This is a genomic window from Bhargavaea sp. GQ12, assembly GCF_059758705.1.
Genome location: NZ_JCAXEU010000001.1, coordinates 199000 through 221544 on the forward strand (window position 1 = coordinate 199000; position 22545 = coordinate 221544).

General features: G+C 56.0%; 26 protein-coding genes. All 26 read left to right on the forward strand.

The window, feature by feature from the left end; all coding sequences use genetic code 11:
- The first annotated feature begins 96 nt into the window (after positions 1-96).
- The 26 genes from glpX to murA all read left to right on the forward strand — a co-directional run bounded on the left by glpX (position 97) and on the right by murA (position 22479).
- The gene (glpX, locus tag AC6CHQ_RS01010; RefSeq protein ID WP_251238994.1) at positions 97-1062 is read left to right on the forward strand and encodes a class II fructose-bisphosphatase; all 966 of its coding nucleotides are present in this window, start codon (positions 97-99) and stop codon (positions 1060-1062) included.
- A gap of 105 nt (positions 1063-1167) precedes the next feature.
- The gene (gene rho, locus AC6CHQ_RS01015; RefSeq protein ID WP_498080574.1) at positions 1168-2454 is read left to right on the forward strand and encodes a transcription termination factor Rho; all 1287 of its coding nucleotides are present in this window, start codon (positions 1168-1170) and stop codon (positions 2452-2454) included.
- 290 nt (positions 2455-2744) lie between these two features.
- On the forward strand, positions 2745-2960 hold the full coding sequence (gene rpmE, locus AC6CHQ_RS01020) for a 50S ribosomal protein L31 (protein WP_092054544.1): 216 nt from the start codon (positions 2745-2747) through the stop codon (positions 2958-2960).
- A gap of 195 nt (positions 2961-3155) precedes the next feature.
- Positions 3156-3767, forward strand: a complete 612-nt coding sequence (locus AC6CHQ_RS01025; protein WP_092054691.1) for a thymidine kinase — start codon at positions 3156-3158, stop codon at positions 3765-3767.
- Between the two features lie 149 nt (positions 3768-3916).
- A complete protein-coding gene (prfA, locus tag AC6CHQ_RS01030; RefSeq protein WP_092054541.1) occupies positions 3917-4993 on the forward strand; it encodes a peptide chain release factor 1 in 1077 nt (358 codons plus the stop codon).
- Positions 4980-5846, forward strand: coding sequence for a peptide chain release factor N(5)-glutamine methyltransferase (gene prmC / locus AC6CHQ_RS01035; protein ID WP_498080575.1), 867 nt, complete (start codon positions 4980-4982; stop codon positions 5844-5846). Before prfA ends, prmC begins: the two co-directional genes overlap by 14 nt.
- Before the next feature lie 65 nt (positions 5847-5911).
- Complete coding sequence (locus tag AC6CHQ_RS01040) at positions 5912-6481, forward strand: stage II sporulation protein R (protein ID WP_251238999.1); 570 nt, start codon at positions 5912-5914, stop codon at positions 6479-6481.
- Positions 6482-6507: 26 nt separating this feature from the next.
- The gene (locus tag AC6CHQ_RS01045; RefSeq protein WP_498080576.1) at positions 6508-7539 is read left to right on the forward strand and encodes an L-threonylcarbamoyladenylate synthase; all 1032 of its coding nucleotides are present in this window, start codon (positions 6508-6510) and stop codon (positions 7537-7539) included.
- A 63-nt stretch (positions 7540-7602) separates the two neighbouring features.
- Complete coding sequence (locus AC6CHQ_RS01050; protein ID WP_498080577.1) at positions 7603-8100, forward strand: manganese efflux pump; 498 nt, start codon at positions 7603-7605, stop codon at positions 8098-8100.
- Positions 8101-8129: 29 nt separating this feature from the next.
- Positions 8130-8576, forward strand: a complete 447-nt coding sequence (locus AC6CHQ_RS01055) for a low molecular weight protein arginine phosphatase (RefSeq protein WP_424237122.1) — start codon at positions 8130-8132, stop codon at positions 8574-8576.
- Positions 8577-8658: 82 nt separating this feature from the next.
- Entirely contained in the window at positions 8659-9096 is a 438-nt protein-coding gene (gene rpiB, locus AC6CHQ_RS01060) for a ribose 5-phosphate isomerase B (protein WP_092054525.1), read from the forward strand.
- 26 nt (positions 9097-9122) lie between these two features.
- A complete protein-coding gene (locus tag AC6CHQ_RS01065) occupies positions 9123-9740 on the forward strand; it encodes a TIGR01440 family protein (RefSeq protein ID WP_092054522.1) in 618 nt (205 codons plus the stop codon).
- Between the two features lie 3 nt (positions 9741-9743).
- Positions 9744-11015 carry a serine hydroxymethyltransferase gene (gene glyA / locus AC6CHQ_RS01070; RefSeq protein ID WP_498080578.1) on the forward strand — a complete coding sequence of 424 codons (1272 nt, stop codon included), beginning with the start codon at positions 9744-9746 and terminating at the stop codon, positions 11013-11015.
- A 416-nt stretch (positions 11016-11431) separates the two neighbouring features.
- Positions 11432-12061 (forward strand): uracil phosphoribosyltransferase, encoded by a 630-nt coding sequence (gene upp / locus AC6CHQ_RS01075; RefSeq protein ID WP_251239005.1) that lies wholly within the window; start codon positions 11432-11434, stop codon positions 12059-12061.
- Positions 12062-12075: 14 nt separating this feature from the next.
- Positions 12076-13197, forward strand: a complete 1122-nt coding sequence (gene wecB, locus AC6CHQ_RS01080) for a non-hydrolyzing UDP-N-acetylglucosamine 2-epimerase (RefSeq protein ID WP_498080579.1) — start codon at positions 12076-12078, stop codon at positions 13195-13197.
- 265 nt (positions 13198-13462) lie between these two features.
- On the forward strand, positions 13463-13855 hold the full coding sequence (locus AC6CHQ_RS01085) for an ATP synthase subunit I (protein WP_251239007.1): 393 nt from the start codon (positions 13463-13465) through the stop codon (positions 13853-13855).
- Positions 13856-13862: 7 nt separating this feature from the next.
- Entirely contained in the window at positions 13863-14573 is a 711-nt protein-coding gene (gene atpB, locus AC6CHQ_RS01090; protein ID WP_092054504.1) for a F0F1 ATP synthase subunit A, read from the forward strand.
- A 62-nt stretch (positions 14574-14635) separates the two neighbouring features.
- Positions 14636-14848: a F0F1 ATP synthase subunit C gene (atpE, locus tag AC6CHQ_RS01095; RefSeq protein ID WP_008296656.1), complete on the forward strand. Its 213-nt coding sequence runs from the start codon at positions 14636-14638 to the stop codon at positions 14846-14848.
- Positions 14849-14989: 141 nt separating this feature from the next.
- Positions 14990-15526 (forward strand): F0F1 ATP synthase subunit B, encoded by a 537-nt coding sequence (atpF, locus tag AC6CHQ_RS01100; protein WP_177168373.1) that lies wholly within the window; start codon positions 14990-14992, stop codon positions 15524-15526.
- A complete protein-coding gene (locus AC6CHQ_RS01105) occupies positions 15523-16062 on the forward strand; it encodes a F0F1 ATP synthase subunit delta (RefSeq protein ID WP_498080580.1) in 540 nt (179 codons plus the stop codon). The genes atpF and AC6CHQ_RS01105 overlap by 4 nt, the downstream gene beginning before the upstream one ends.
- A gap of 26 nt (positions 16063-16088) precedes the next feature.
- A complete protein-coding gene (gene atpA, locus AC6CHQ_RS01110) occupies positions 16089-17600 on the forward strand; it encodes a F0F1 ATP synthase subunit alpha (protein WP_092054498.1) in 1512 nt (503 codons plus the stop codon).
- A gap of 40 nt (positions 17601-17640) precedes the next feature.
- Positions 17641-18498, forward strand: a complete 858-nt coding sequence (gene atpG / locus AC6CHQ_RS01115) for an ATP synthase F1 subunit gamma (protein ID WP_092054495.1) — start codon at positions 17641-17643, stop codon at positions 18496-18498.
- 54 nt (positions 18499-18552) lie between these two features.
- Entirely contained in the window at positions 18553-19968 is a 1416-nt protein-coding gene (atpD, locus tag AC6CHQ_RS01120; protein WP_092054492.1) for a F0F1 ATP synthase subunit beta, read from the forward strand.
- 24 nt (positions 19969-19992) lie between these two features.
- Positions 19993-20397 (forward strand): F0F1 ATP synthase subunit epsilon, encoded by a 405-nt coding sequence (locus AC6CHQ_RS01125; RefSeq protein WP_251239010.1) that lies wholly within the window; start codon positions 19993-19995, stop codon positions 20395-20397.
- A 123-nt stretch (positions 20398-20520) separates the two neighbouring features.
- On the forward strand, positions 20521-20757 hold the full coding sequence (locus AC6CHQ_RS01130) for a DUF1146 family protein (RefSeq protein WP_092054486.1): 237 nt from the start codon (positions 20521-20523) through the stop codon (positions 20755-20757).
- 420 nt (positions 20758-21177) lie between these two features.
- Positions 21178-22479 (forward strand): UDP-N-acetylglucosamine 1-carboxyvinyltransferase, encoded by a 1302-nt coding sequence (gene murA, locus AC6CHQ_RS01135; RefSeq protein ID WP_498080581.1) that lies wholly within the window; start codon positions 21178-21180, stop codon positions 22477-22479.
- The last annotated feature ends 66 nt before the right edge of the window (positions 22480-22545 follow it).

A 22545-nucleotide genomic window follows, 5' to 3' on the forward strand; every position in this document is an offset into this window, starting at 1 on the left:
TTGACTTTTAAGCGGCCGGCGGCAGGATATTCCTGCCGGACGGACCGCAAAAATAGATTTTGCTTTCCCGCATTGCGGGGAGAAAGGAAGTGCACGATGGAACGCAGCTTATCGATGGAACTTGTACGTGTCACAGAAGCGGCGGCACTAAACTCCGCCCGCTGGATGGGGCGCGGTTTGAAAAACGAGGCGGATGACGCGGCGACAAGCGCGATGCGCACCGTTTTCGACACAATCCCGATGCAGGGCGTTGTCGTGATCGGCGAAGGGGAAATGGACGAAGCGCCAATGCTCTACATAGGAGAAGAACTCGGTACCGGGTCCGGTCCTGCGGTAGATGTTGCAGTTGATCCTCTTGAAGGGACGAATATTGTGGCATCAGGCGGCTGGAACGCACTCGCGGTCCTGGCTGTAGCGGATCGCGGCAACCTTCTGCACGCGCCGGACATGTACATGGAAAAAATCGCAGTCGGCCCTGAGGCAGTGGGCCAGGTCGACATCGATGCGCCGATCATCGACAACCTCCGGGCTGTCGCCAAGGCGAAAAACAAAGATATCGAAGATGTGGTCGCAACGGTACTTCACCGTGAACGGCACGCCAGAATCATCCAGGAAATCCGGGATGCCGGCGCACGCATCAAGCTGATCAATGACGGTGATGTGGCCGGTGCGATCAACACGGCGTTCGACGATACAGGCGTCGACATCCTGTTCGGTTCCGGCGGCGCTCCGGAAGGGGTCATCTCCGCAGTCGGCCTGAAGTGCCTCGGCGGTGAGATCCAGGGCCGCCTCGTCCCATCAAACGAAGGAGAAATCGAGCGTTGCCGCAAGATGGGGCTCGATATCGATAAATTGTTCCGCATGGAAGACCTCGTCAAGGGCGATGATGCCATCTTCGCTGCCACAGGCGTGACTGATGGCGAACTCCTGAAAGGTGTCCAATTCAAAGGGGCCTACGGCTCTACCCACTCTCTTGTCATGCGTGCCAAGTCAGGTACAGTGCGCTTTGTCGAAGGCCGTCACAGCCTTCAGAAAAAGCCGCATTACGTCATGGAATACTGATCAACCCATGCCCGGCGGAAACGCCGGGCATCTCCTTCTTCATCACTTCGCATACGCCCTCGGGCTGCTGATATCCCCAACTGAACGAAAAGAGGTGACCGCCCGATGGCGGAAGAACTCACACTGGCTGGCATGAAGGAAAAGACCCTTAAAGAGCTATACGGCCTGGCCCGTAAGCTGAATATCTCCTACTACAGCAAACTGACGAAAAAAGAACTGATTTTTGCAATCCTTAAATCGCGCGCCGAACAGGAAGGCTATTTCTTCATGGAAGGCGTGCTGGAAATCATCCCGACAGAGGGCTATGGCTTCCTCCGACCGATCAACTATTCGCCGAGCATGGAAGATATTTATATTTCGGCTTCCCAGATCCGCCGCTTTGACCTGCGGAACGGTGACCGGGTGAGCGGCAAGGTCCGGCCGCCCAAAGAAAATGAGCGCTACTACGGCCTGCTGCAGGTCGGGGCAGTGAACGGGGAGGACCCGGAAACTGCGAAAGAACGCGTCCATTTTCCTGCGCTGACCCCGCTCTACCCGGAACGTAAGATCAAGCTGGAGACAGAGCCGCATCAATTGTCGACACGGATTATGGATATCGTCTCCCCGGTGGGATTCGGCCAGCGCGGTCTCATCGTCGCGCAGCCGAAGGCGGGAAAGACCCAGCTCCTGAAAGAGATCGCGAATTCCATCACTGAAAATCATCCGGAGGCGGAACTCATCGTCCTGCTTGTTGATGAGCGTCCGGAAGAAGTGACCGATATCGAGCGCTCCGTCGACGCGGATGTCGTCAGCTCGACGTTCGATGAGCTGCCGGACCACCATGTGAGAGTTGCCGAGCTTGTACTTGAACGGGCGATGCGCCTGGTCGAGCACAAGAGGGATGTCATCATCCTGATGGACTCGATCACCCGGCTTGCACGTGCCTACAACCTCGTCATTCCGCCGAGCGGCAGGACACTGTCGGGCGGGATCGACCCGGCTGCGCTCCACCGTCCAAAGCGATTTTTCGGCGCTGCGCGTAACCTGGAAGAAGGCGGCAGCCTGACGATTCTTGCAACAGCTCTTGTAGACACCGGCTCCAGGATGGATGATGTCATCTATGAGGAATTCAAGGGAACAGGCAATATGGAACTCCACCTGGACCGGCACCTTGCCGAGCGCCGCATTTTCCCTGCTCTCGACATCCGCCGCTCCGGCACGAGGAAAGAGGAACTCCTCCTGCCGAAAGGGCGCCTCGACAAGCTATGGGCCATCCGCCGCACCTTCTCTGACACCCCGGACTTTGCCGAACGCTTCCTGAAAAAGCTTCGCGGCACGAAAACCAACGAAGAATTTTTCGAGCTGCTGAACCGTGAAATGAAGGAAAAGCGGGGCGGCAAGGGACTGCTATAATAAGGACGGGAAGGGGAAATCGGAAAGCTTTGAATGTGAGCACTTCCTGTTCGGATCAGCCTTACGGTATTCTCTGATTGACAACGGGCAGAGGCCATTTTATTATTGAAAAGTCCTGTGCAAGGACCCGGATTTATCATTTGCATTAACCCGGATACGGTGCTATAATGTTCTGTGTAAGTTTGCGACTATCTGACAGCATATACGGCTCGCCTGTATGGCCGTGTAAGGCTGCAGTACGATAATTTAACTCTGTTCCAGATGGTTCAGGGCGAGAGGAGAAGAATTTCATGAAAACAGCCATTCACCCGGAATACAAGACAGCGAAAGTTACTTGCTCTTGCGGCAACTCTTTCGAAACTGGTTCCGTGAAAGAAGACATCAAAGTTGAAGTCTGCTCCGCGTGCCACCCATTCTACACGGGTCGCCAGAAGTTCGCTGCAGCCGACGGCCGTATCGACCGCTTCAACAAGAAATATGGCCTCAAAGAAGAAGGCCAGGAGTAATTCCTGCATAAAACCCGTCCGCCGCACCCGCGGCGGGCGGGTTTTTGCATGCGCTGGATAAGCGGGTCACGCAGTTCCTATAACATATCCACCGACAAAAATAAAGACGGGAAATACTTCTCGAAATCCGTTAAGATGGAAACCTGGAAAGCCAGGATCGGGGGAGTGCCCCTGAGGTCGAAAGGGGAAAACCGGATGTTCGTTTCAATGCAGGGAGGCTGGGCCGAGGTAATTTGCGGCAGCATGTTTTCGGGGAAGTCCGAAGAACTGATTCGCCGTGTCCGCCGAGCCCAGTTCGCCAAACAATCAATCGCCGTTTTTAAGCCGGCGATTGACGACCGGTATAGTGAGACAGCGGTCGTCAGCCATAACGGTAATGAGATCGTGGCCTTGCCGGTTGCCAAAGCGGCCGATATCTGGCGCCATATCGATGATACCGTAGATGTGGTGGGAATCGATGAAGCCCAGTTTTTTGATGAGGGGATCGTAGAGACCGTTGCGGAACTTGCGAACCATGGCTACCGTGTCATCATCGCGGGGCTTGACCAGGATTTTCGCGGAGAGCCGTTCGGCCCGATACCGGAACTCATGGCCACCGCGGAACTTGTTACGAAACTCCAGGCGGTCTGCGCGGTTTGCGGGTCGCCGGCAAGCCGGACACAGCGGCTGATCGACGGGAAGCCGGCGCACTATAATGACCCGGTCATCCTCGTCGGCGCGGAGGAAGCCTATGAACCGCGTTGCAGACTTCACCATGAAGTGCCGAATGGAGTGAGTGTGAAAAATCGCTCAGAGGCAGAAAGCTAATCCACAATGCATGACCGATACACCCGGCCGATGACGGCCGGGTGCTTTTTGAGTTATAATGATTGGATGAATGAACCGGAACAATGACTTTAGGGGACCGTAGGGGCTCCCTGATGCCAATCTGAAGATGCGGGAGGAAGGAATCCCTTATGTATGAACGCCTTCAGGCGGTTGAAGACCGCTATGAAAAACTCAATGAACTGCTGAGCGATCCGGGGGTCGTGCAGGACACTGGCCTGCTGCGGAAGTACTCGAAGGAACAGTCGGAGATCGCCGAGACAGTCGAAGTATACAGGGCCTACAAAAAAGCTTCCGACGAGCTATCGGATGCAAAAGAGATGCTTGAGGATAAGCTGGACGCCGAGATGAAGGAGCTTGTGAAAGAAGAAGTCTCGGGGCTAGAAACAGACATCGGGGAAATGGAGGAAAAGCTGAAGCTCCTGCTCTTGCCAAAGGACCCGAACGATTCGAGAAACGTCATCATGGAAGTTCGCGGGGCGGCAGGGGGAGACGAGGCAGCACTTTTCGCGGGCGACCTGTTCCGGATGTATAGCCGATACGCTGAGTCGAAAGGCTGGAAGACCGACGTGATCGACGCATCTCCGACAGGGCTCGGAGGCTTTAAAGAGATCATTTTCATGATCAGTGGAAGCGGCGCCTATTCCCGGCTCAAGTTTGAGAACGGGGCGCATCGCGTCCAGCGAGTGCCCGAGACGGAATCAGGCGGCCGTATCCATACATCGACCGCGACGGTTGCCTGCCTGCCCGAGGCGGAAGAAGTTGAAATCGACATCCATGATAAAGACATCCGCACGGATACATTTGCGTCAAGCGGACCCGGTGGCCAGTCGGTCAACACAACGATGTCCGCAGTACGGCTGACGCACTTGCCAACCGGAATCGTCGTCTCCTGCCAGGACGAAAAATCCCAGATCAAGAACAAGGAAAAAGCGATGAAGGTCCTGCGTGCCAGGGTCTATGACAAGTTTCACCGGGAAGCACAGGCGGAGTATGACGCAATTCGCAAATCCGCAGTCGGGTCCGGGGACCGCTCCGAACGCATCCGGACGTACAACTTTCCTCAAAACCGTGTGACCGACCACCGCATCGGCCTGACGATTCAGAAGCTGGACCAAATTATCAGCGGGAAGCTCGATGAAGTGGTCGACGCGCTCATCATGGAAGAACAGGCTGCGCGTCTGGAGTCGCTGGATGCGGCAGAGTAATACGGCTGCCGCGATTCTCGCGGATGGGAAAGAACAACTAATGAAAGCGGGCCGAGAACCGCATGCAGCGGAACTGTTTCTGATGGACGTGCTTGGCCTGAGCCGCACACAGCTGCTTATCCGGCTGCGTGAACCGGTCGGAGAAGATGAGCGGAACCGCTTCTTTGCAGGGATTGCGCGAATGGCGGCAGGTGTTCCGCTACAATATGTGACCGGCAAGGAAGAATTCTGCGGTCGGCTCTTCACGGTCACTTCGGATGTCCTCATTCCAAGGCCGGAAACGGAGGAGCTGGTCTTGGGCGCGCTCGCCCGGGCCGGGCGGATCTGGCCCGCAAAAGGCGGTCTGAAGATGGCCGACATCGGAACGGGGAGTGGCGCGATTGCCGTGACGTTCAAGTTGGAGCGGCCGGATTCGGATGTGACGGCGACGGACATTTCATCTGCTGCGATCCGGGTCGCACGTGAAAACGCGGAGCAGCTGGGGGCGGAGGTTTCGTTCCTGGAAGGGGATATGGCTGCACCGCTTGCCGGCACCCGGTGGGATATCGTCCTTTCCAACCCACCTTATATCGATCCTCAGGATAAAATGGACATGTCCGATACGGTCACCGGCCACGAGCCGCATGGTGCGCTGTTCGCGGCGGACAGGGGGCTTGCCCATTATCGTACGCTCGCCGACTCGCTTCCGGATCTGATGTCGGAAACGGGATTGATCGGAGTCGAAATCGGCCATGACCAGGGATCGGCTGTCCGGAAGCTGTTCCAGCATGCTTTTCCGGATGCTGTGGTTGAAGTCGTCCGGGACATCAACGGCAAGGACCGGATGGTATTCTGTGAGATAAAGCAGCAATAAATTCTAGTTTGATTGAATAGGTTGCCGGCCTCCTGCCCATAATGCGGTCAAGGAGGTCGTTCCAGATGCTGACAGATTACAATATTAAGAGGAAAGGCAGCCGCCGGGAAATCTGGCTTGCCATCTTCCCATTTATTCAATTCATGCTCGTGCTGATCGCACTCCAATGCGCACTGATCCTGTTGTCGGGAGCAGCAGGGGAAGAGGCGCAGGAAGCGTTCCGTGTCCGGGTCATCGCCGATAGTAATACTGCAGAGGCACAGCTGGTTAAAGCCGGCGTGGCCGGCGAGGTCAGCCGACTGCTCAACCAAGCCGCGCTCACAGATCCTTCCGGAATCGAGGCGCTCATCCCGGAGATGACACTTGCCGCCGAAGCAGCATCAGGCGGCATACCAGTCCGCGTGATGCACGGGTCGGCATTTTTCCCACCTAAAGTGGTGGGCGGGGGTTACATCCCGCAGACCAGGACAGATTCTCTTGTCGTGATGCTCGGAAGCGGCCGCGGGGACAACTGGTGGTGCGCACTTTTTTCGGATGTATGCGAACCGGGTGAAGTTGCAGCGGAAGAAGAGGAAACAGAAGAGGAGCCGGTCACCTTTTTCATCATCGAATGGCTGAAGTCGCTGTTCGGTTAAGACCGGCAGAAAGGAAGAGATGCCGAATGGAAACGGTCATGGCACAACTCACGGGAGAAGGCGATCAATCAAAATTTGCTGATGCTGCCGACATCCTGTTAAATGGCGGACTCGTCGCGTTCCCGACAGAGACCGTGTACGGCCTGGGGGCAGATGCCACAAATGAAGAAGCTGTGCGGGACATTTATCGTACCAAGGGACGCCCTTCTGACAACCCGCTGATTGTGCATATCGGTACGGCCGGGGAACTGGAACGCTACGCGGAGGACGTGCCTGAAACCGCCAAAAAATGCGCAGAGGCATTCTGGCCGGGACCGCTCACGCTTATCGTGACGGCAAAGCCGGGTGTGTTCGCACCGTCCGTGACGGCTGGGCTGGATACAGTCGGCCTCAGGATGCCTGATCATCCGGCAGCACTCGGGCTGCTTCGCGCGTCCGGTCTTCCGGTCGCCGCACCAAGCGCGAACACAAGCGGCAAGCCAAGCCCGACACATGCAGAACATGTCGCCGCCGATATGGGCGGCAAAATCCCCTACATACTGGACGGCGGCGCGACAGGCATCGGCATCGAGTCGACTGTCCTTGATCTCACTTCCCGACCGCCGGCCATCCTGCGTCCGGGTGCAGTGACAGCGGACATGCTCCGTCCTGTCATCGGTGAGGTCAACCACTCCGCAGAAGCGGCCGATGCCGGGGAAAATGCCCCCCGTTCGCCGGGGATGAAGTACACTCACTATTCACCGGAGGCGCCGGTCTGGATGATCGGACCGGATGCGGGGCGGATCATAAATGCTGTCAGTCAGCTGCACAGCGAGGGCAAAAAGGTCGCCCTTGTCGCGCCGGAAGGTTTTGGTGCGTCGGGAGCGGATTGGTACTTCCCGACAGGGAGGCTAAATGATCCTGTCTCCGTCTCCGCCGAACTGTATGCTTCACTCCGCGCCTGCGACGGGACTGAAGCTGACATCGTGCTTGCCGTGACGGTCGATGACGCCGGTATCGGCGGAGCCGTCATGAACCGCCTGAACAAGGCGGCCGGAGGACGCCGATACCCCGGATGAACCCCTACATATGCCCATGCCGTTCCGCATAAGCTGGACAGAGTCGGAACGGAGGGAAAACGGATGTGGCAGGAACCGGTTGCGGGTCTTTTGACGGCGATGGATGTGGCTGCGGTCTATACGGTCCTGCCGCTCCGGCGAAAGCGCCTGATGCTTGCCGTCTGGACAGGTGTGCTTCATATGGCCTTTCCGATTGCCGGATTTGTGGCGGGCGGAGCGGCGGCTGAACTATTGGCCGGCCTGGGGGTCTACCTGTCCGCACTGATGCTGATTCTTCTCGGAATCCATATGATGCTGAGCGAGGAAGGCGCAGATGTGAAGATGCCTCCCTACCTGCTTGCGGCACTGCTCAGTATCGATTCCTTTTCGGTTAGCGTGTCGTTTGGTATGCTTCAATTAGATATGGTCCGATTCATCCTCAGTGCAGGAGTCAGCGCGTTTGTCCTGTCCTGCGCAGCCCTCTATGTCCGGGGGGCGGCCGCATTTCTCGGGGGACGGAAGCTCCGGGTGGCCGGCGGTCTCGGCCTTGCCGCGATGGGAGTTCTCCCGCTGATCGGCTGAGCGGAGGAAGATCGGAAGCTAGGGCGGTGATGGGATTGAATATTCTTTTCGTCTGCACGGGGAACACATGCAGGAGCCCGATGGCAGAAGCGATACTGAAAGCCGAACGGATCACGGGGGTCTCTGTCCGCTCTGCGGGCATCTCGGCTTATCCGGGTGCGCCGGTATCCGGCCATTCGGCGGCTCTGATCCGGGAGGCGGGTTTTGATGAACCCGGCACGTCTTCCCCGGCGGACCGGGAAGCCGTCGAGTGGGCGGATCTCATTCTCACGATGACGGATGCCCATAAACGGATGCTGGAACGTTCGGTCCGGGAAGCATCCGGAAAGACTTTCACCCTCAATGCCTATACAGGCGTCGGGGAGTGGGATATCGCTGATCCATATGGCGGCAGTAAGGAAGAATACAGGCAGACATTCGAAGAACTGCGGCAGGCGATTTCGGTTTTGGCTGATTCGCTCCGGCGCAATATGTAGTGCAGTCCATTTATGGGCTGTATTTTTATTTGTCAAATAATGATATGATGGTGTTGAAATATATCGGAAACGAGGGAAGCGGATGAAAGTAGCGATTTCTTCCGATCACGGCGGCAACCGTTTGCGCGCCGAGATCATCGATCTGATGGACGAGATGGGTATTGAATATGAAGACTTCGGGCCTAAAGATGACGGCTCCGTTGACTATCCTGATTACGCAAAGCCGGTTGCGCAGCGTGTGGCGGACGGTGAATTCGACCGGGGTATCGTCATTTGCGGGACAGGCATCGGCATGTCGATCGCAGCGAATAAGGTCAAGGGCATCCGCTGCGCGCTTTGCCATGATGTATTCAGCGCAAAGGCGACACGCGGGCACAATGATTCCAATGTGCTGGCGATGGGCGAACGCGTCGTAGGGCCGGGGCTGGCGAGGGAAATCGCCCGGACCTGGCTGGAAGGCGAGTTCGAAGGCGGCCGCCACGAACGCCGAATCGAAAAGCTGACAGAGATGGAACAGTGATTTCGTCCTGAAGGGAGTTGGTCTTCTTGGATGCGCGTCAATTATGGAAGCTGCAGCTGGAGGAGATCTTGGGCCAGCTTGAGGAACAGGCGGAATTCCGCCCGGGCCGGCTGTTTGTCGTCGGCTGCTCCACGTCCGAAGTGGCGGGGAGCAGGATCGGCACGGCCGGAGCGATGGATATTGCGGCGATCCTCTATGGCCCGCTCCGTGAGTTCGCGGAGCGGAACGGACTGTGGCTCGCGTTCCAGGGATGTGAGCATATCAACCGTGCCGTGACAGTTGAACGCGAAGCGGCCGAGAAGTACGGGCTGGATGAAGTTTCGGTAATCCCTGTGCAAAAGGCGGGCGGTTCGATGGCGGCCCATGCCTATCGCCAGATGGACGACCCTGTTGTCGTAGAAGGCGTACATGCGCATGCGGGCATTGATATCGGCCAGACACTCATAGGGATGCAGCTGCGCCAGGTTGCCGTTCCGCTCCGTACAACTGTCGAGCGGATCGGGGAGGCGGTCGTCACAGCCGCCACCACCCGGCCTAAACTGATCGGTGGAGCCCGCGCGGTCTACGTTCCCGAACGGGATGAAGAGGAAATGGATGATTTCGATTTGGAATCATCACAAACAGATGAAATGGAAGGGGAATGAAGAATGCAACTCGAAAACGTGAAGTACCAGGACCAGGCAGTATATGAAGCGATTATGGCAGAAAAAAAGCGCCAGCAAGACAACATTGAACTGATTGCCTCCGAAAACTTTGTATCCGAAGCGGTCATGGAAGCCCAAGGTTCCGTACTGACCAACAAATACGCGGAAGGCTATCCGGGCAAGCGCTACTACGGCGGCTGCGAACACGTTGATGTTGTTGAAAACATCGCGCGAGATCGCCTGAAGGAAATCTTCGGTGCAGAGCACGCGAACGTACAGCCGCACTCCGGTGCCCAAGCGAACATGGCTGTCTACTTCACTATCCTTGAGCATGGCGACACTGTGCTCGGCATGAACTTGAGCCACGGCGGCCACCTCACACACGGCAGCCCGGTCAACTTCTCCGGCGTCCAGTACAACTTCGTCGAATACGGCGTCAGCGAAGGCGACGAAACGATCGATTATGAAGATGTCCGCCAAAAAGCCCTCGAGCACAAGCCGAAGCTCATCGTTGCAGGGGCAAGTGCATATCCGCGGGAAATCGATTTCAAGAAGTTCCGCGAAATCGCTGATGAAGTCGGTGCGTACTTCATGGTCGATATGGCACACATCGCAGGCCTTGTCGCTGCAGGTCTTCACCCGAACCCGGTTCCGCACGCACACTTCGTGACATCGACAACCCACAAAACACTCCGCGGACCTCGCGGCGGCATCATCCTGACGACAGAGGAGTTCGCGAAGAAGATTGACAAGTCGATCTTCCCTGGCCTCCAGGGCGGCCCGCTTATGCACGTCATCTCCGCAAAAGCAGTCGCATTTGGCGAAGCGCTCAAGCCGGAGTTCAAAGAATATATTGGACAGGTCGTCAAGAATGCCAAGGCGCTCGGCGAATCCCTGAAAGCGGAAGGCATCGATCTCGTGTCCGGCGGCACAGACAACCACCTGCTTCTCCTCAACCTCCGTTCCGTGGGCATCACCGGCAAGGTTGCTGAGCACGTGCTTGATGAAGTCGGCATCACCGTCAACAAAAACACGATTCCGTTCGATACGGAAAAGCCGTTTGTCACATCCGGCATCCGTATCGGCACACCGGCGGTCACATCTCGTGGCTTCAAGGAAGAAGAAATGAAAGAAATCGGCGCCATCATGGCCAAGCTCCTGAAAAACCACGAAGACGAAGCCGTGAAACAGGAAGCTAAAGAGCGCGTCGCTGCTCTTACTTCGAAATTCCCTCTCTATGAAACAAAAGAAGAAACAGCAGCAGCAGAGCGCTGATCAGCAAATAGCCATTCCCCGAAAGCGGGGAATGGCTATTTTTCATAGAGTAGGAGACCGTAGGGTGGAGTGTGTGAACGTCTCAGTGGAGTATGTGAACGTCTCAGTGGAGTATGTGAACGTCTCAGTGGAGTATGTGAACGTCTCAGTGAAGTATGTGAACGTCTCAGGGTTCGCGTGCGAATCGCGGAAGTTTGCTTACGAAAGATCCAGCGCCTCCAGGTCCGAGTACGAAAAATCTCGCGTCCCGCCTCCATGTTCATTCCCGACAACCTCTTCATTACCTGTTTCCTCCTTCACTGTGCATGAGCCCGTGCGACTGTTATAATGAACGAGGTTGAAACAGAAAAGCCGGGCTACGGCCCGGTTTGAACAAACAGGCCGGTCCTGCCGGCGCTGAACAGGAGAGTGAAACGATGGGAAAAGTGCATGTGTTCGACCACCCGCTCATCCAGCATAAGCTGACGTTCATCCGGGACGTCAATACGGGAACCAAGGAATTCCGGGAGCTGGTCGATGAGGTCGCCACATTGATGGCTTACGAAATCACGAGGGACATGCCGCTTCAGAAGACAGAAGTGGAAACACCGGTCATGATGGCGGAATCTTATGTGCTCGCCGGGAAAAAGCTCGGCATCGTACCGATTCTCCGTGCCGGGCTTGGCATGGTGGAAGGGATTCTGGAGCTGATTCCGGCTGCCAAAGTCGGACACATCGGGCTATACCGGGACCCGGAAACACTCAAGCCGGTGGAATACTATGCCAAGCTGCCGTCCGACGTAGGCGAACGGGAATTCATCGTAGTCGACCCGATGCTGGCCACAGGCGGATCGGCGGTCGCCGCCATCGATTCCCTGAAGGCTCGCGGCGCGACGAACATCAAGTTCATGTGCCTGATTGCAGCTCCGGAAGGGGTACAAGTGCTGGCCGATGCTCACCCTGATGTGGACATCTACATCGCGGCTCTTGATGAAAAGCTGAACGAACACGGCTACATCGTCCCGGGACTCGGCGACGCCGGGGACCGGCTGTACGGAACGAAGTAAGGAGTGTGACTGAATTGACAAAACGGTGGAAAGTGATGACGATCTTCGGGACGCGCCCGGAGGCCATCAAAATGGCGCCACTCGTCCTGGAACTGGAAAAGCATCCCGACACGATCGAATCGATCGTCACTGTAACCGCCCAGCACCGCGAAATGCTGGATCAGGTCCTGGAGGCATTCGATATTACGCCAGACCACGACCTGAATATCATGAAAGCGCGCCAGACGCTCACCGATGTGGCGGCCCGCGGTCTCGAGGGCCTCGACCGGGTCATGAAGGAAGCCGAACCCGATATCGTGCTTGTCCACGGGGATACATCGACGACTTTCATCGCAGGGCTCGCCGCGTTCTATAACCACGTCGCTGTCGGCCACGTGGAGGCGGGACTCCGCACATGGGACAAGTACTCCCCGTATCCGGAAGAGATGAACCGCCAGCTCACCGGCGTTCTTGCAGACCTTCATTTTGCGCCGACTGAAAAATCGGCCGGCAATCTGATTGCGGAAGGGAAGCCTGAAGACCGCATCGTCATCACCGGAAACACGGCGATTGATGCACTGCAGACGACCGTGCGGGATGATTACGAGCATCCGCTTCTTGACTGGGCATCTGAAGGCCGTCTGATCCTCATGACGGCGCACCGCAGGGAAAACCTCGGTGAACCGATGCGTCATATGTTCCGGGCGATCCGCCGTCTGCTGGACAAGCATGAAGACACCCGGGTCATTTATCCGGTCCACCTGAACCCCGCAGTGAGGGAAGTGGCGGATGAAATCCTGGCGGGCCATCCGCGTGTCCGGCTGATCGAGCCGCTTGAAGTGGTGGATTTCCATAACTTTGCTGCGCGCTCCCATCTTATCCTCACCGACTCCGGCGGCATCCAGGAAGAAGCACCATCGCTCGCCAAGCCGGTGCTTGTCCTGAGGGATACGACCGAGCGGCCGGAGGGCATTGAAGCCGGTACGCTGAAGCTTGCGGGCACTGATGAGGAGACCATTTTCCGCCTTGCGGATGAACTCCTCAGCGACAGTGAAGCCTACGACCGGATGGCGCATGCATCAAACCCGTACGGTGACGGCCATGCATCTGAACGGATCGTCAGCGCCCTGAAGGAATACCTCGGGCGAAACCGCTAAAAAAAGACACCCGCAAAAGGCTCAAATGCCGGTTGCGGATGTCTTTTGTGAATTTGTCGAATCTTTGACAAAGGTGGTCGCTTGTGAAGAATTTCACGGGAATCAATTGACATCAAAATACCCCTATTGTATGCTTTGAAAGGGTAAGAATGACAAGGGTTTCAGGCGTTTTTGACGCTTGTCCGCTTGCTTTGACTGCATTCTATCATACTCGCTCCGACAGACGGAAACCGTCCGGAAATCATGATGCGGGGGACCTCGAAAAATGGAGAACTTACGGCAAATCCATAATAGGCAGAAGAGGGCTCTCTTTTTTTTGCTTGCAATGCTTGCCCTTGGTTGGGGATTTTCCCCATGGCCGACTGTATTTGCCGGGCTCATCCTCGGGGTCCTTTTCGGTCTGTATAACTTCTGGATTCTCACCAGGAGGATGGAACGGTTCGACCGCAACCTGGCAGAAGGGAAAAAGGCGCCTTCCCTGGGCTCCGGACTCCGCTTCGCATCAGGCATCGCGGCAGCGGCCATCGCGGTTTCGCTGCCGGAGACATTCAATCTGATCGCTACGGTGATCGGGCTGATGATTCCGTATCTGTTCCTTTTGGCGGAACGGATCATCTCGCAACTGAAACACCCGGATCCTGGGGGGAAAGAGAGGTGAACATTTAATGAACCACGTAAACCCCAAGTGGGAATTTCTTGGGCTGACGTTCAACCCGTCCAACATCCTGATGTTGGCGGTGACATGCCTCGTAGTCTTCCTCATTGCGTTCATCTCGACCCGCAATATGAAACTGAAGCCGACAGGCATGCAGAACTTCATGGAATGGGTCATGGATTTCGTGAAGGGGATCATCAAGAGCAACATGGACTGGAAAACAGGCGGCCGGTTCCACCTGCTCGCCCTGACGCTCATCATGTTCATCTTTGTCGCGAACATGCTCGGCCTTCCATTCGCTATCGCTTACGACCATGTGCTCTGGTGGAAATCTCCAACAGCAGATCCGACCATCACAATGACCCTGGCGGTCATGGTACTCGTCCTGACGCATTACTACGGCGTCAAGATGGCAGGCGTGAAAAACTATTTCCTCGGTTTCACCAAGCCGCTCGCATTTATGACGCCGCTTAAGATCATCGAGGAATTCGCCAACACGCTGACACTCGGTCTCCGTCTTTACGGAAACATCTATGCGGGTGAGATCCTCATCGGACTCCTCGCCGGCCTCGCAACTGCAAGCGTCGGCGGCTTCCTGGGCGCGATTCTCCCGGCAATGGCCTGGCAGGGCTTCTCGATCTTCATCGGGACGATCCAGGCGTTCATCTTCGTTATGTTGTCGATGGTCTACATGTCCCACAAGGTACAGACTGATCATTGATCATATAATTCCCGCTTAGCGGGCGACAAAACAAAACCAACTTTTTAGGAGGAAATTATAAAATGGGTCTTCTTGCAGCAGCACTCGCAGTAGGATTGGGCGCACTTGGCGCCGGTATCGGTAACGGTCTCATCGTTTCCAAGACAGTAGAAGGTATTGCACGTCAGCCAGAGGCACGCGGCGTCCTTCAGACGACCATGTTCATCGGGGTCGCACTCGTCGAGGCCCTTCCGATCATCGCAGTCGTTATCGCGTTCATCGTAATGAACAGATAATCATAGGGCAATGAATAAATGGCGAAGAGCATCTTTTGAATCCCTTCGCCATTCCTTTATGTACGGATATTTGAAATGAAGCACCATCAGACGGAAGCCGGTCCGCCGGCTTCCCTAGTTTCCGAAGGGAGTGAGACAATCGTGTCTTTGGACCAGTTCGTATTGGCGGCATCTGCCGGCGATGGGTTTTTGGATAAATTGAACACCGGTGACATCCTCGCCACGCTCTTCTTCTTCACGTTGCTCATGCTTCTTCTCAAAAAATTCGCATGGGGCCCTCTTATGGGCATCATGGACCAGCGCGCTGAACTGATCGCTTCCGAAATCGAGGAAGCGGAAAAGAGCCGCTCCGAATCCGCCAAGCTGCTTGAAGAGCAGCGCGCGCTCCTTAAAGAAGCACGTACGGAAGCACAGGCGATTGTTGAGAATGCTAAGCAGCAGGGTGATGCCCAGCGTGCCGAGATCATGGAAACCGCACGTGCGGAAGCAGCCCGCCTGAAAGAAAATGCGGCGGCGGAAATCGCCAACGAGAAAGACAAGGCCATCCAGGCCGTACGCGAAGAATTCGTCTCGATGTCCATCCTTGCGGCAGAGAAGGTTCTTGGCAAGGAAGTCTCTGAAGAGGACAACCGTGCCCTCATCGAGGAGACGATCCAGAAGGCAGGGGAAGGCCGATGAGCGAGTCCACTGTAGCCAAGCGCTATGCGCTAGCGCTGTTTGAAGTGGCCCGCGAAAAAGGGAAGACGGAAGTCATCAGCGCAGAAATGGGCGAGATCCGCAAGGTGTTCGCGCAGACGCAGGAACTCCGTACGCTCCTTACTTCCCCTAAACTTTCGAACCGGGAGAAAAAGGCGCTTTTGGCCAAGCTGTTCAACGGCTCGGACCAGCTGACGCTCAATACACTGTACGTACTCTCCGATGCCGGCCGCCTATCCGAGACAGTGAATGTTGCAGACAACTTCATTACTCTCGTTGACGAAGTAGCAGGCATCGCGGAAGCAAAGGTGTACTCGACCCGGCCGCTCTCCGATACGGAACAGCAGGAGCTTTCCGCTGCATTCGCCGGCAAAGTCGGCATGCAGTCGCTCCGCATCGTGAACATTGTGGATCCTTCGCTTATCGGCGGACTCCGCATCCGTATCGGGAACCGGATCTACGACAACAGCTTCAGAACAAAACTTGATCACCTTAAGCGTGATCTCGTGAATGCATAATCTTTTGAAATGAAGGGGTGACATGCATGAGCATCAAAGCTGAAGAAATCAGCGCTCTCATCAAACAGCAGATTGCGGACTACCAATCTGAGTTGGAAGTCAGCGATGTCGGTACCGTTATCACGATCGGTGACGGAATCGCACGCGCGCATGGCCTCGATAACGTCATGGCCGGTGAACTCCTTGAGTTCTCCAATGGTGTCATGGGCATGGCGCAAAACCTCGAGGAAAACAACGTCGGTATCGTCATCCTTGGACCTTACACGGACATCAAGGAAGGCGACGAAGTCCGCCGTACGGGCCGGATCATGGAAGTTCCGGTCGGTGAAGAACTGATCGGCCGCGTCGTGAACCCGCTCGGCATGCCGATCGACGGACTCGGCCCGATCAACACAACGAAAACACGCCCGATCGAAAGCCCGGCGCAAGGCGTCATGGCACGTAAATCGGTCGATGAGCCGCTCCAGACCGGTATCAAGGCGATTGACGCACTTGTTCCGATCGGCCGCGGGCAGCGTGAGCTGATCATCGGTGACCGCCAGACCGGTAAAACGACTGTTGCGGTCGATACGATCATCAACCAGGCTGACCAGGACATGATCTGTGTCTACGTCGCAATCGGACAAAAAGAATCGACAGTCCGTGCCCTTGTGGAAACTCTCCGCAAAAACGGTGCACTCGACTACTCGATCGTCGTCTCCGCAGGCGCATCCGATCCTGCACCGCTTCTTTACCTCGCACCATACGCAGGGGTAACGATGGCTGAAGAATTCATGTTCCAGGGCAAGCACGCCCTCATCGTCTACGATGACCTGTCCAAGCAGGCTGCTGCCTACCGTGAACTTTCCCTCTTGCTCCGCCGTCCTCCGGGCCGCGAAGCTTATCCGGGTGATGTCTTCTACCTTCACTCGCGTCTTCTTGAGCGTGCAGCGAAGCTGAACGACGACCTCGGCGGCGGTTCCATCACGGCACTGCCATTCGTTGAGACACAGGCAGGGGACATCTCCGCCTACATCCCGACGAACGTGATCTCGATCACTGACGGACAGATCTTCCTTCAGTCCGACCTGTTCTTCTCGGGTGTCCGCCCGGCGATCAACGCGGGTCTTTCCGTATCGCGTGTCGGCGGTTCCGCGCAGATCAAGGCGATGAAGAAGGTTGCCGGTACGCTCCGTCTTGACCTGGCTGCCTACCGTGAACTCGAAGCGTTCGCACAGTTCGGCTCGGACCTTGACGCTGCAACAAAAGCGAAGCTCGACCGCGGTGCGCGTACGGTTGAAGTCCTGAAGCAGGACCTCAACAAGCCGATCAAAGTCGAAAAGCAGGTTGCGATCCTTTATGCGCTGACCCGCGGTCATCTCGACGATGTTCCGGTTCAGGACATCCGCCGTTTCGAAGCGGAATTCCTGAGCTGGCTCGACAGCAACCACACGAACGTTCTGGATCACATCCGTACAACTAAGGCACTTCCGGCTGATGAAGACATGACAGCTGCGCTTGACGCATTCAAGAAGACATTCGTCCGCTCCGAAGACTAAGTTCCGGCAGATCCAATAACGAGAAGGTGGTGAACAACCGATGGCATCATTACGCGAAATCCAGAGCCGGATTAACTCCACGAAAAAAACAAGCCAGATCACGAAGGCGATGCACATGGTATCGGCTTCAAAACTGAGCAAGGCGGAATTGAACGCAAAGTCGTTCAACCCGTATATGGAGAAGATCCAGGAGGTGATCGGGGCGATTGCAGCCGGCGCACCGGACGCAACGCATCCGATGCTCGAGAGCAGGCCGGTCAAGAAGACCGCCTATCTCGTCATCACTTCCGACCGTGGACTGGTGGGGGCCTATAACTCCCACGTCCTGAAGGCGGCTCTCGGCAAAATCCGTGAACGGCACACATCCAAAGATGAAGTCGTCATCCTTTCCATCGGACGCAACGGCGTTGATTTCTTTAACAAGCTCGGATATAACGTGATCCAGAGCGTCATCGGCGTTTCGGATCACCCGACCTTTGCCGAAATCAAAGACGTCACGCGTGAAGCAGTCGGCAAATTCATCGACGGTGAGTACGATGAGCTGTACATGTACTACAACCACTTTGTGAGTGCGATCAGCCAGGAAGTGACCGAGAAAAAGGTCCTTCCGCTGACTGACCTCTCTTCGATGAAATCGACCGCTTCCTACGAGTTCGAACCTTCAGCTGAAGCCATCCTCGAAGTGCTCCTACCGCAATACGCGGAAAGCCTGATGTACGGCGCTCTGCTTGACGGCAAGGCTTCCGAGCACGCTTCGTCGATGACCGCGATGAAGGCGGCGACCGATAACGCGAAGGAACTGATCGACGATTTGACACTTTCATTCAACCGTGCGCGCCAGGCAGCGATCACCCAGGAAATTACGGAGATCGTCGGCGGGGTCGCGGCGCTCGAATAAGCGCCGGCCCTGTCCATGCATGGCTCCCGCAGCATACAGACAGGAGGGAACAGCATGAACCAAGGACATGTCCTCCAGGTCATGGGTCCGGTCGTCGACGTAAAATTCGACGGCGACAACATGCCTGAGATCTACAATGCCCTTACAGTCCAGATTGCGCGCCCGAACGAAGAGGCGCAAACACTGACGCTTGAAGTTGCCCTTCACTTGGGCGACGACTCCGTCCGCACGATCGCCATGTCCTCCACGGACGGCCTTCAGCGCGGAGCGGCTGTCACCGACACAGGCTCACCGATTTCGGTTCCTGTCGGAGACGTAACGCTCGGACGTGTATTCAACGTCCTCGGCGACACAATCGACCTTAACGAGGAAATCCCTGCATCCGAACCCCGTGATGCTATCCACCGCGATGCGCCGAAATTCGAGGAACTGACAACTGATGTTGAAATCCTTGAAACAGGCATCAAAGTCGTTGACCTTCTCGCTCCTTACATCAAGGGCGGTAAGATCGGCCTCTTCGGCGGAGCGGGCGTCGGCAAGACGGTCCTCATCCAGGAACTCATCAACAACATCGCACAGGAGCACGGCGGTATTTCCGTGTTCGCGGGCGTCGGTGAACGTACCCGTGAAGGGAACGACCTCTACTTCGAGATGTCCGACTCCGGCGTTATCAAGAAGACTGCGATGGTCTTCGGCCAGATGAACGAGCCGCCGGGCGCACGTATGCGTGTTGCTCTGACAGGCCTGACAATGGCTGAACACTTCCGTGACGAAAAAGGCGCGGACGTGCTTCTCTTCATCGACAACATCTTCCGGTTCACGCAGGCCGGTTCCGAAGTATCGGCCCTTCTCGGCCGCATGCCTTCCGCGGTTGGTTACCAGCCGACGCTGGCAACCGAGATGGGTAAACTCCAGGAGCGGATCACATCCACGAACAAAGGGTCCGTCACATCGATCCAGGCGATCTATGTCCCTGCCGATGACTACACTGACCCGGCTCCTGCAACGACATTCGCTCACCTTGATGCGACGACAAACCTTGAGCGTAAGCTTTCCGAGATGGGGATCTACCCTGCGGTTGACCCGCTGGCATCCTCTTCCCGCGCACTTTCGCCAGAGATTGTCGGCGAAGAGCACTACGAAGTGGCGACTCAGGTCCAGCAGACGCTCCAGCGTTACCGTGAGCTCCAGGACATCATCGCCATCCTCGGTATGGATGAGCTGGGCGACGAAGACAAACTTGTCGTCGACCGTGCCCGCCGCATCCAGTTCTTCCTTTCCCAGAACTTCCACGTGGCCGAGCAGTTTACCGGCCAGAAAGGTTCTTATGTTCCGGTAGCGGAAACGGTCAAGGGCTTCAAGGAAATCCTCGAAGGCCGCTATGATCACCTGCCGGAAGATGCTTTCCGACTTGTCGGACGCATCGAGGAAGTCATTGCAAAAGCGAAGGAAATGGGCGTAGAAGTCTGATTATCCTGACCAGGAGGGAAAAGCATGAGCACAATCAAAGTGAATATCGTCACTCCCGACGGTCCGGTATATGATTCGGATGCGAACATGGTCATCGCGGTCACTACGACCGGTGAACTCGGTATTCTTCCGGGTCACATCCCGATGGTTGCGCCGCTTGAAATCGGCGCCGTCCGCTTGAACAAAGACTCGTCCACAGAACGTGTGGCGGTCAGCGGCGGATTCCTGGAAGTCCGTCCGGATCAGGTCACGATCCTCGCCCAGTCCGCCGAGCTTGCGGAAGATATCGACACTGCCCGCGCCATTGAGGCGAAGAAGCGTGCCGAACAGCGTCTTCAGCAAAAGCAGGGGGACCTGGATGCCAAGCGTGCAGAGTTGGCACTCAGTCGCGCGATGAACCGTTTGGACGTCGCGAAAGGCAAAATCTAACGATATCCTCACAGAGAAAAGCGGGCAGAGTTGATCTGCCCGCTTTCTTTTTATTTTTTGGCATGAAGGACTGAGAAATCCGGATTCTTCAGGAGAACCTATTCAGAAAGGCGGTTTGCGGAGTTGGATCAATATTTTGCCTTCCAGTCTGTGACAGGGCTTATTTCCCATATCTTTTTCATCGCAGTTGCTTTTTATGCACTGCAGGCGCTTATGCCCGAAAGCTGGATCCGGAAGAACAAAGTGTTTCAGGCACAGCTCCTGTATATTCTGCTAAGTATCGCCATCGGTTCCGCTGTATCGAATTTCTTCCTGGACATATCCTATTGGTCAAGGCAGCTCCCCAGCCTTTTCGGCTGAGGGCTGTCCTTCATGGACGGGCGCGCGGAGCATCCGTTATGGTGTGTTCCTGTCTCCGTCCATGAAGGACAGATAAGAAAAAAGACAGGAAGCTGTTTAACACAAATTTCATAGGGAATGAAAAAAATAGGCAAGAAGCCCTGCACTTTCAAATGGGCGCTTACCGACACAAAACGCGAAGATTCGACGTATAGTATGTTGAAAGTATGGCGAATTGCGATTGTCAGTGCCTGCAGGCCAGCTCTTCTCTTGAAACAGGGCTGGAAGCATTGTAAACTGTTTATGGTTTGTGTTTTTTTAAGAACGGACCCGCGGAATCCCTATAGGATAGGCTTTCCAGGGGCGGGCCGCACCTGACGTTGCAAGTAAAAACAGACAATGGAACACTTGGATACGAGAGAGAAGCCGGAGGGACTTATATTGGAGAAAATTATTATTAAGGGTGGCCGACCGCTGAAAGGGTCGGTTCGTGTCGAAGGAGCAAAGAATGCGGTATTGCCTGTTCTTGCCGCGGCACTCCTTTCCACGGATGGGACGAACATCATCAAGGATGTCCCGATTCTGACTGATGTATACACGATCAATGAAGTTTTAAGGAGCCTTAATGCAAAGGTCGAGTTTGATGCGGAGCGCAATGAAGTGCGGATCGATGCATCGGCTCCGCTTTCCAGCGAGGCACAGTTCGAATATGTACGGAAAATGCGGGCGTCGATCCTCGTTATGGGTCCGCTGCTCGCGCGCAACGGATTCGCCCGCGTGGCACAACCGGGTGGCTGCGCCATCGGTTCCCGCCCGATCGAGCAGCACCTGAAGGGCTTTGAGGCGATGGGCGCCGAAATTACAACTGGCAACGGCTTCGTAGAAGCGAAAGTGGATGGCCGCCTGAAAGGTGCACGCATCTACCTGGACTTCCCAAGTGTCGGCGCGACCGAGAACATTATGTCTGCGGCAGCTCTTGCGGAAGGGACGACAATCCTCGAGAACGCTGCAAAAGAGCCGGAGATTGTCGACCTTGCGAACTACATCAACGAAATGGGCGGCCGCATCATCGGTGCGGGAACGGATACAATCCGCATCGAGGGCGTCCGTTCACTGCACGGGGCCACTCACCACATCATCCCTGACCGGATCGAAACGGGCACATTCATGGTTGCCGCGGCGATCACAAAGGGCGATGTAACGATTGAAAATGCGGTACCTGAGCATAATGCGGCGCTGATCGCCAAGCTTAAGGAAATGAACATCGAAATCGAAGACACCGACAATGGTCTCCGGATCCGTGCCGAAAAGCCGTTGCGTTCGGTCGATATCAAGACGATGCCATATCCCGGCTTCCCGACAGACATGCAGTCCCAAGTGATGGCGCTCATGCTGACTGCGGAAGGCACAGGAGTCCTTACTGAGACCGTATTCGAGAACCGCTTCATGCATGTCGAAGAATTCCGCCGCATGAACGCGAATGTGAAAATCGAGGGCCGCTCTGTGATCATGAACGGTCCGTCCAGCCTGCAGGGTGCCGAAGTGGCGGCAACCGACCTGCGTGCCGCTGCCGCACTGATCCTTGCGGGACTTGCTGCTGAAGGCATCACACGGGTGACAGAACTGATTCACCTTGACCGCGGATATGTCGACTTCCACGGAAAGCTTGCGAGTCTCGGAGCGGATATCACCCGTGTCAATGACGGCGAAACTGCAGACGAAAAGGAAAAAGAACTCGTATGATCAGTCGGGTGGGCGCACTTGGCGCCTCCCATGAACGGTCCGTGGCAGACCGGTTCCCGCCGGTGG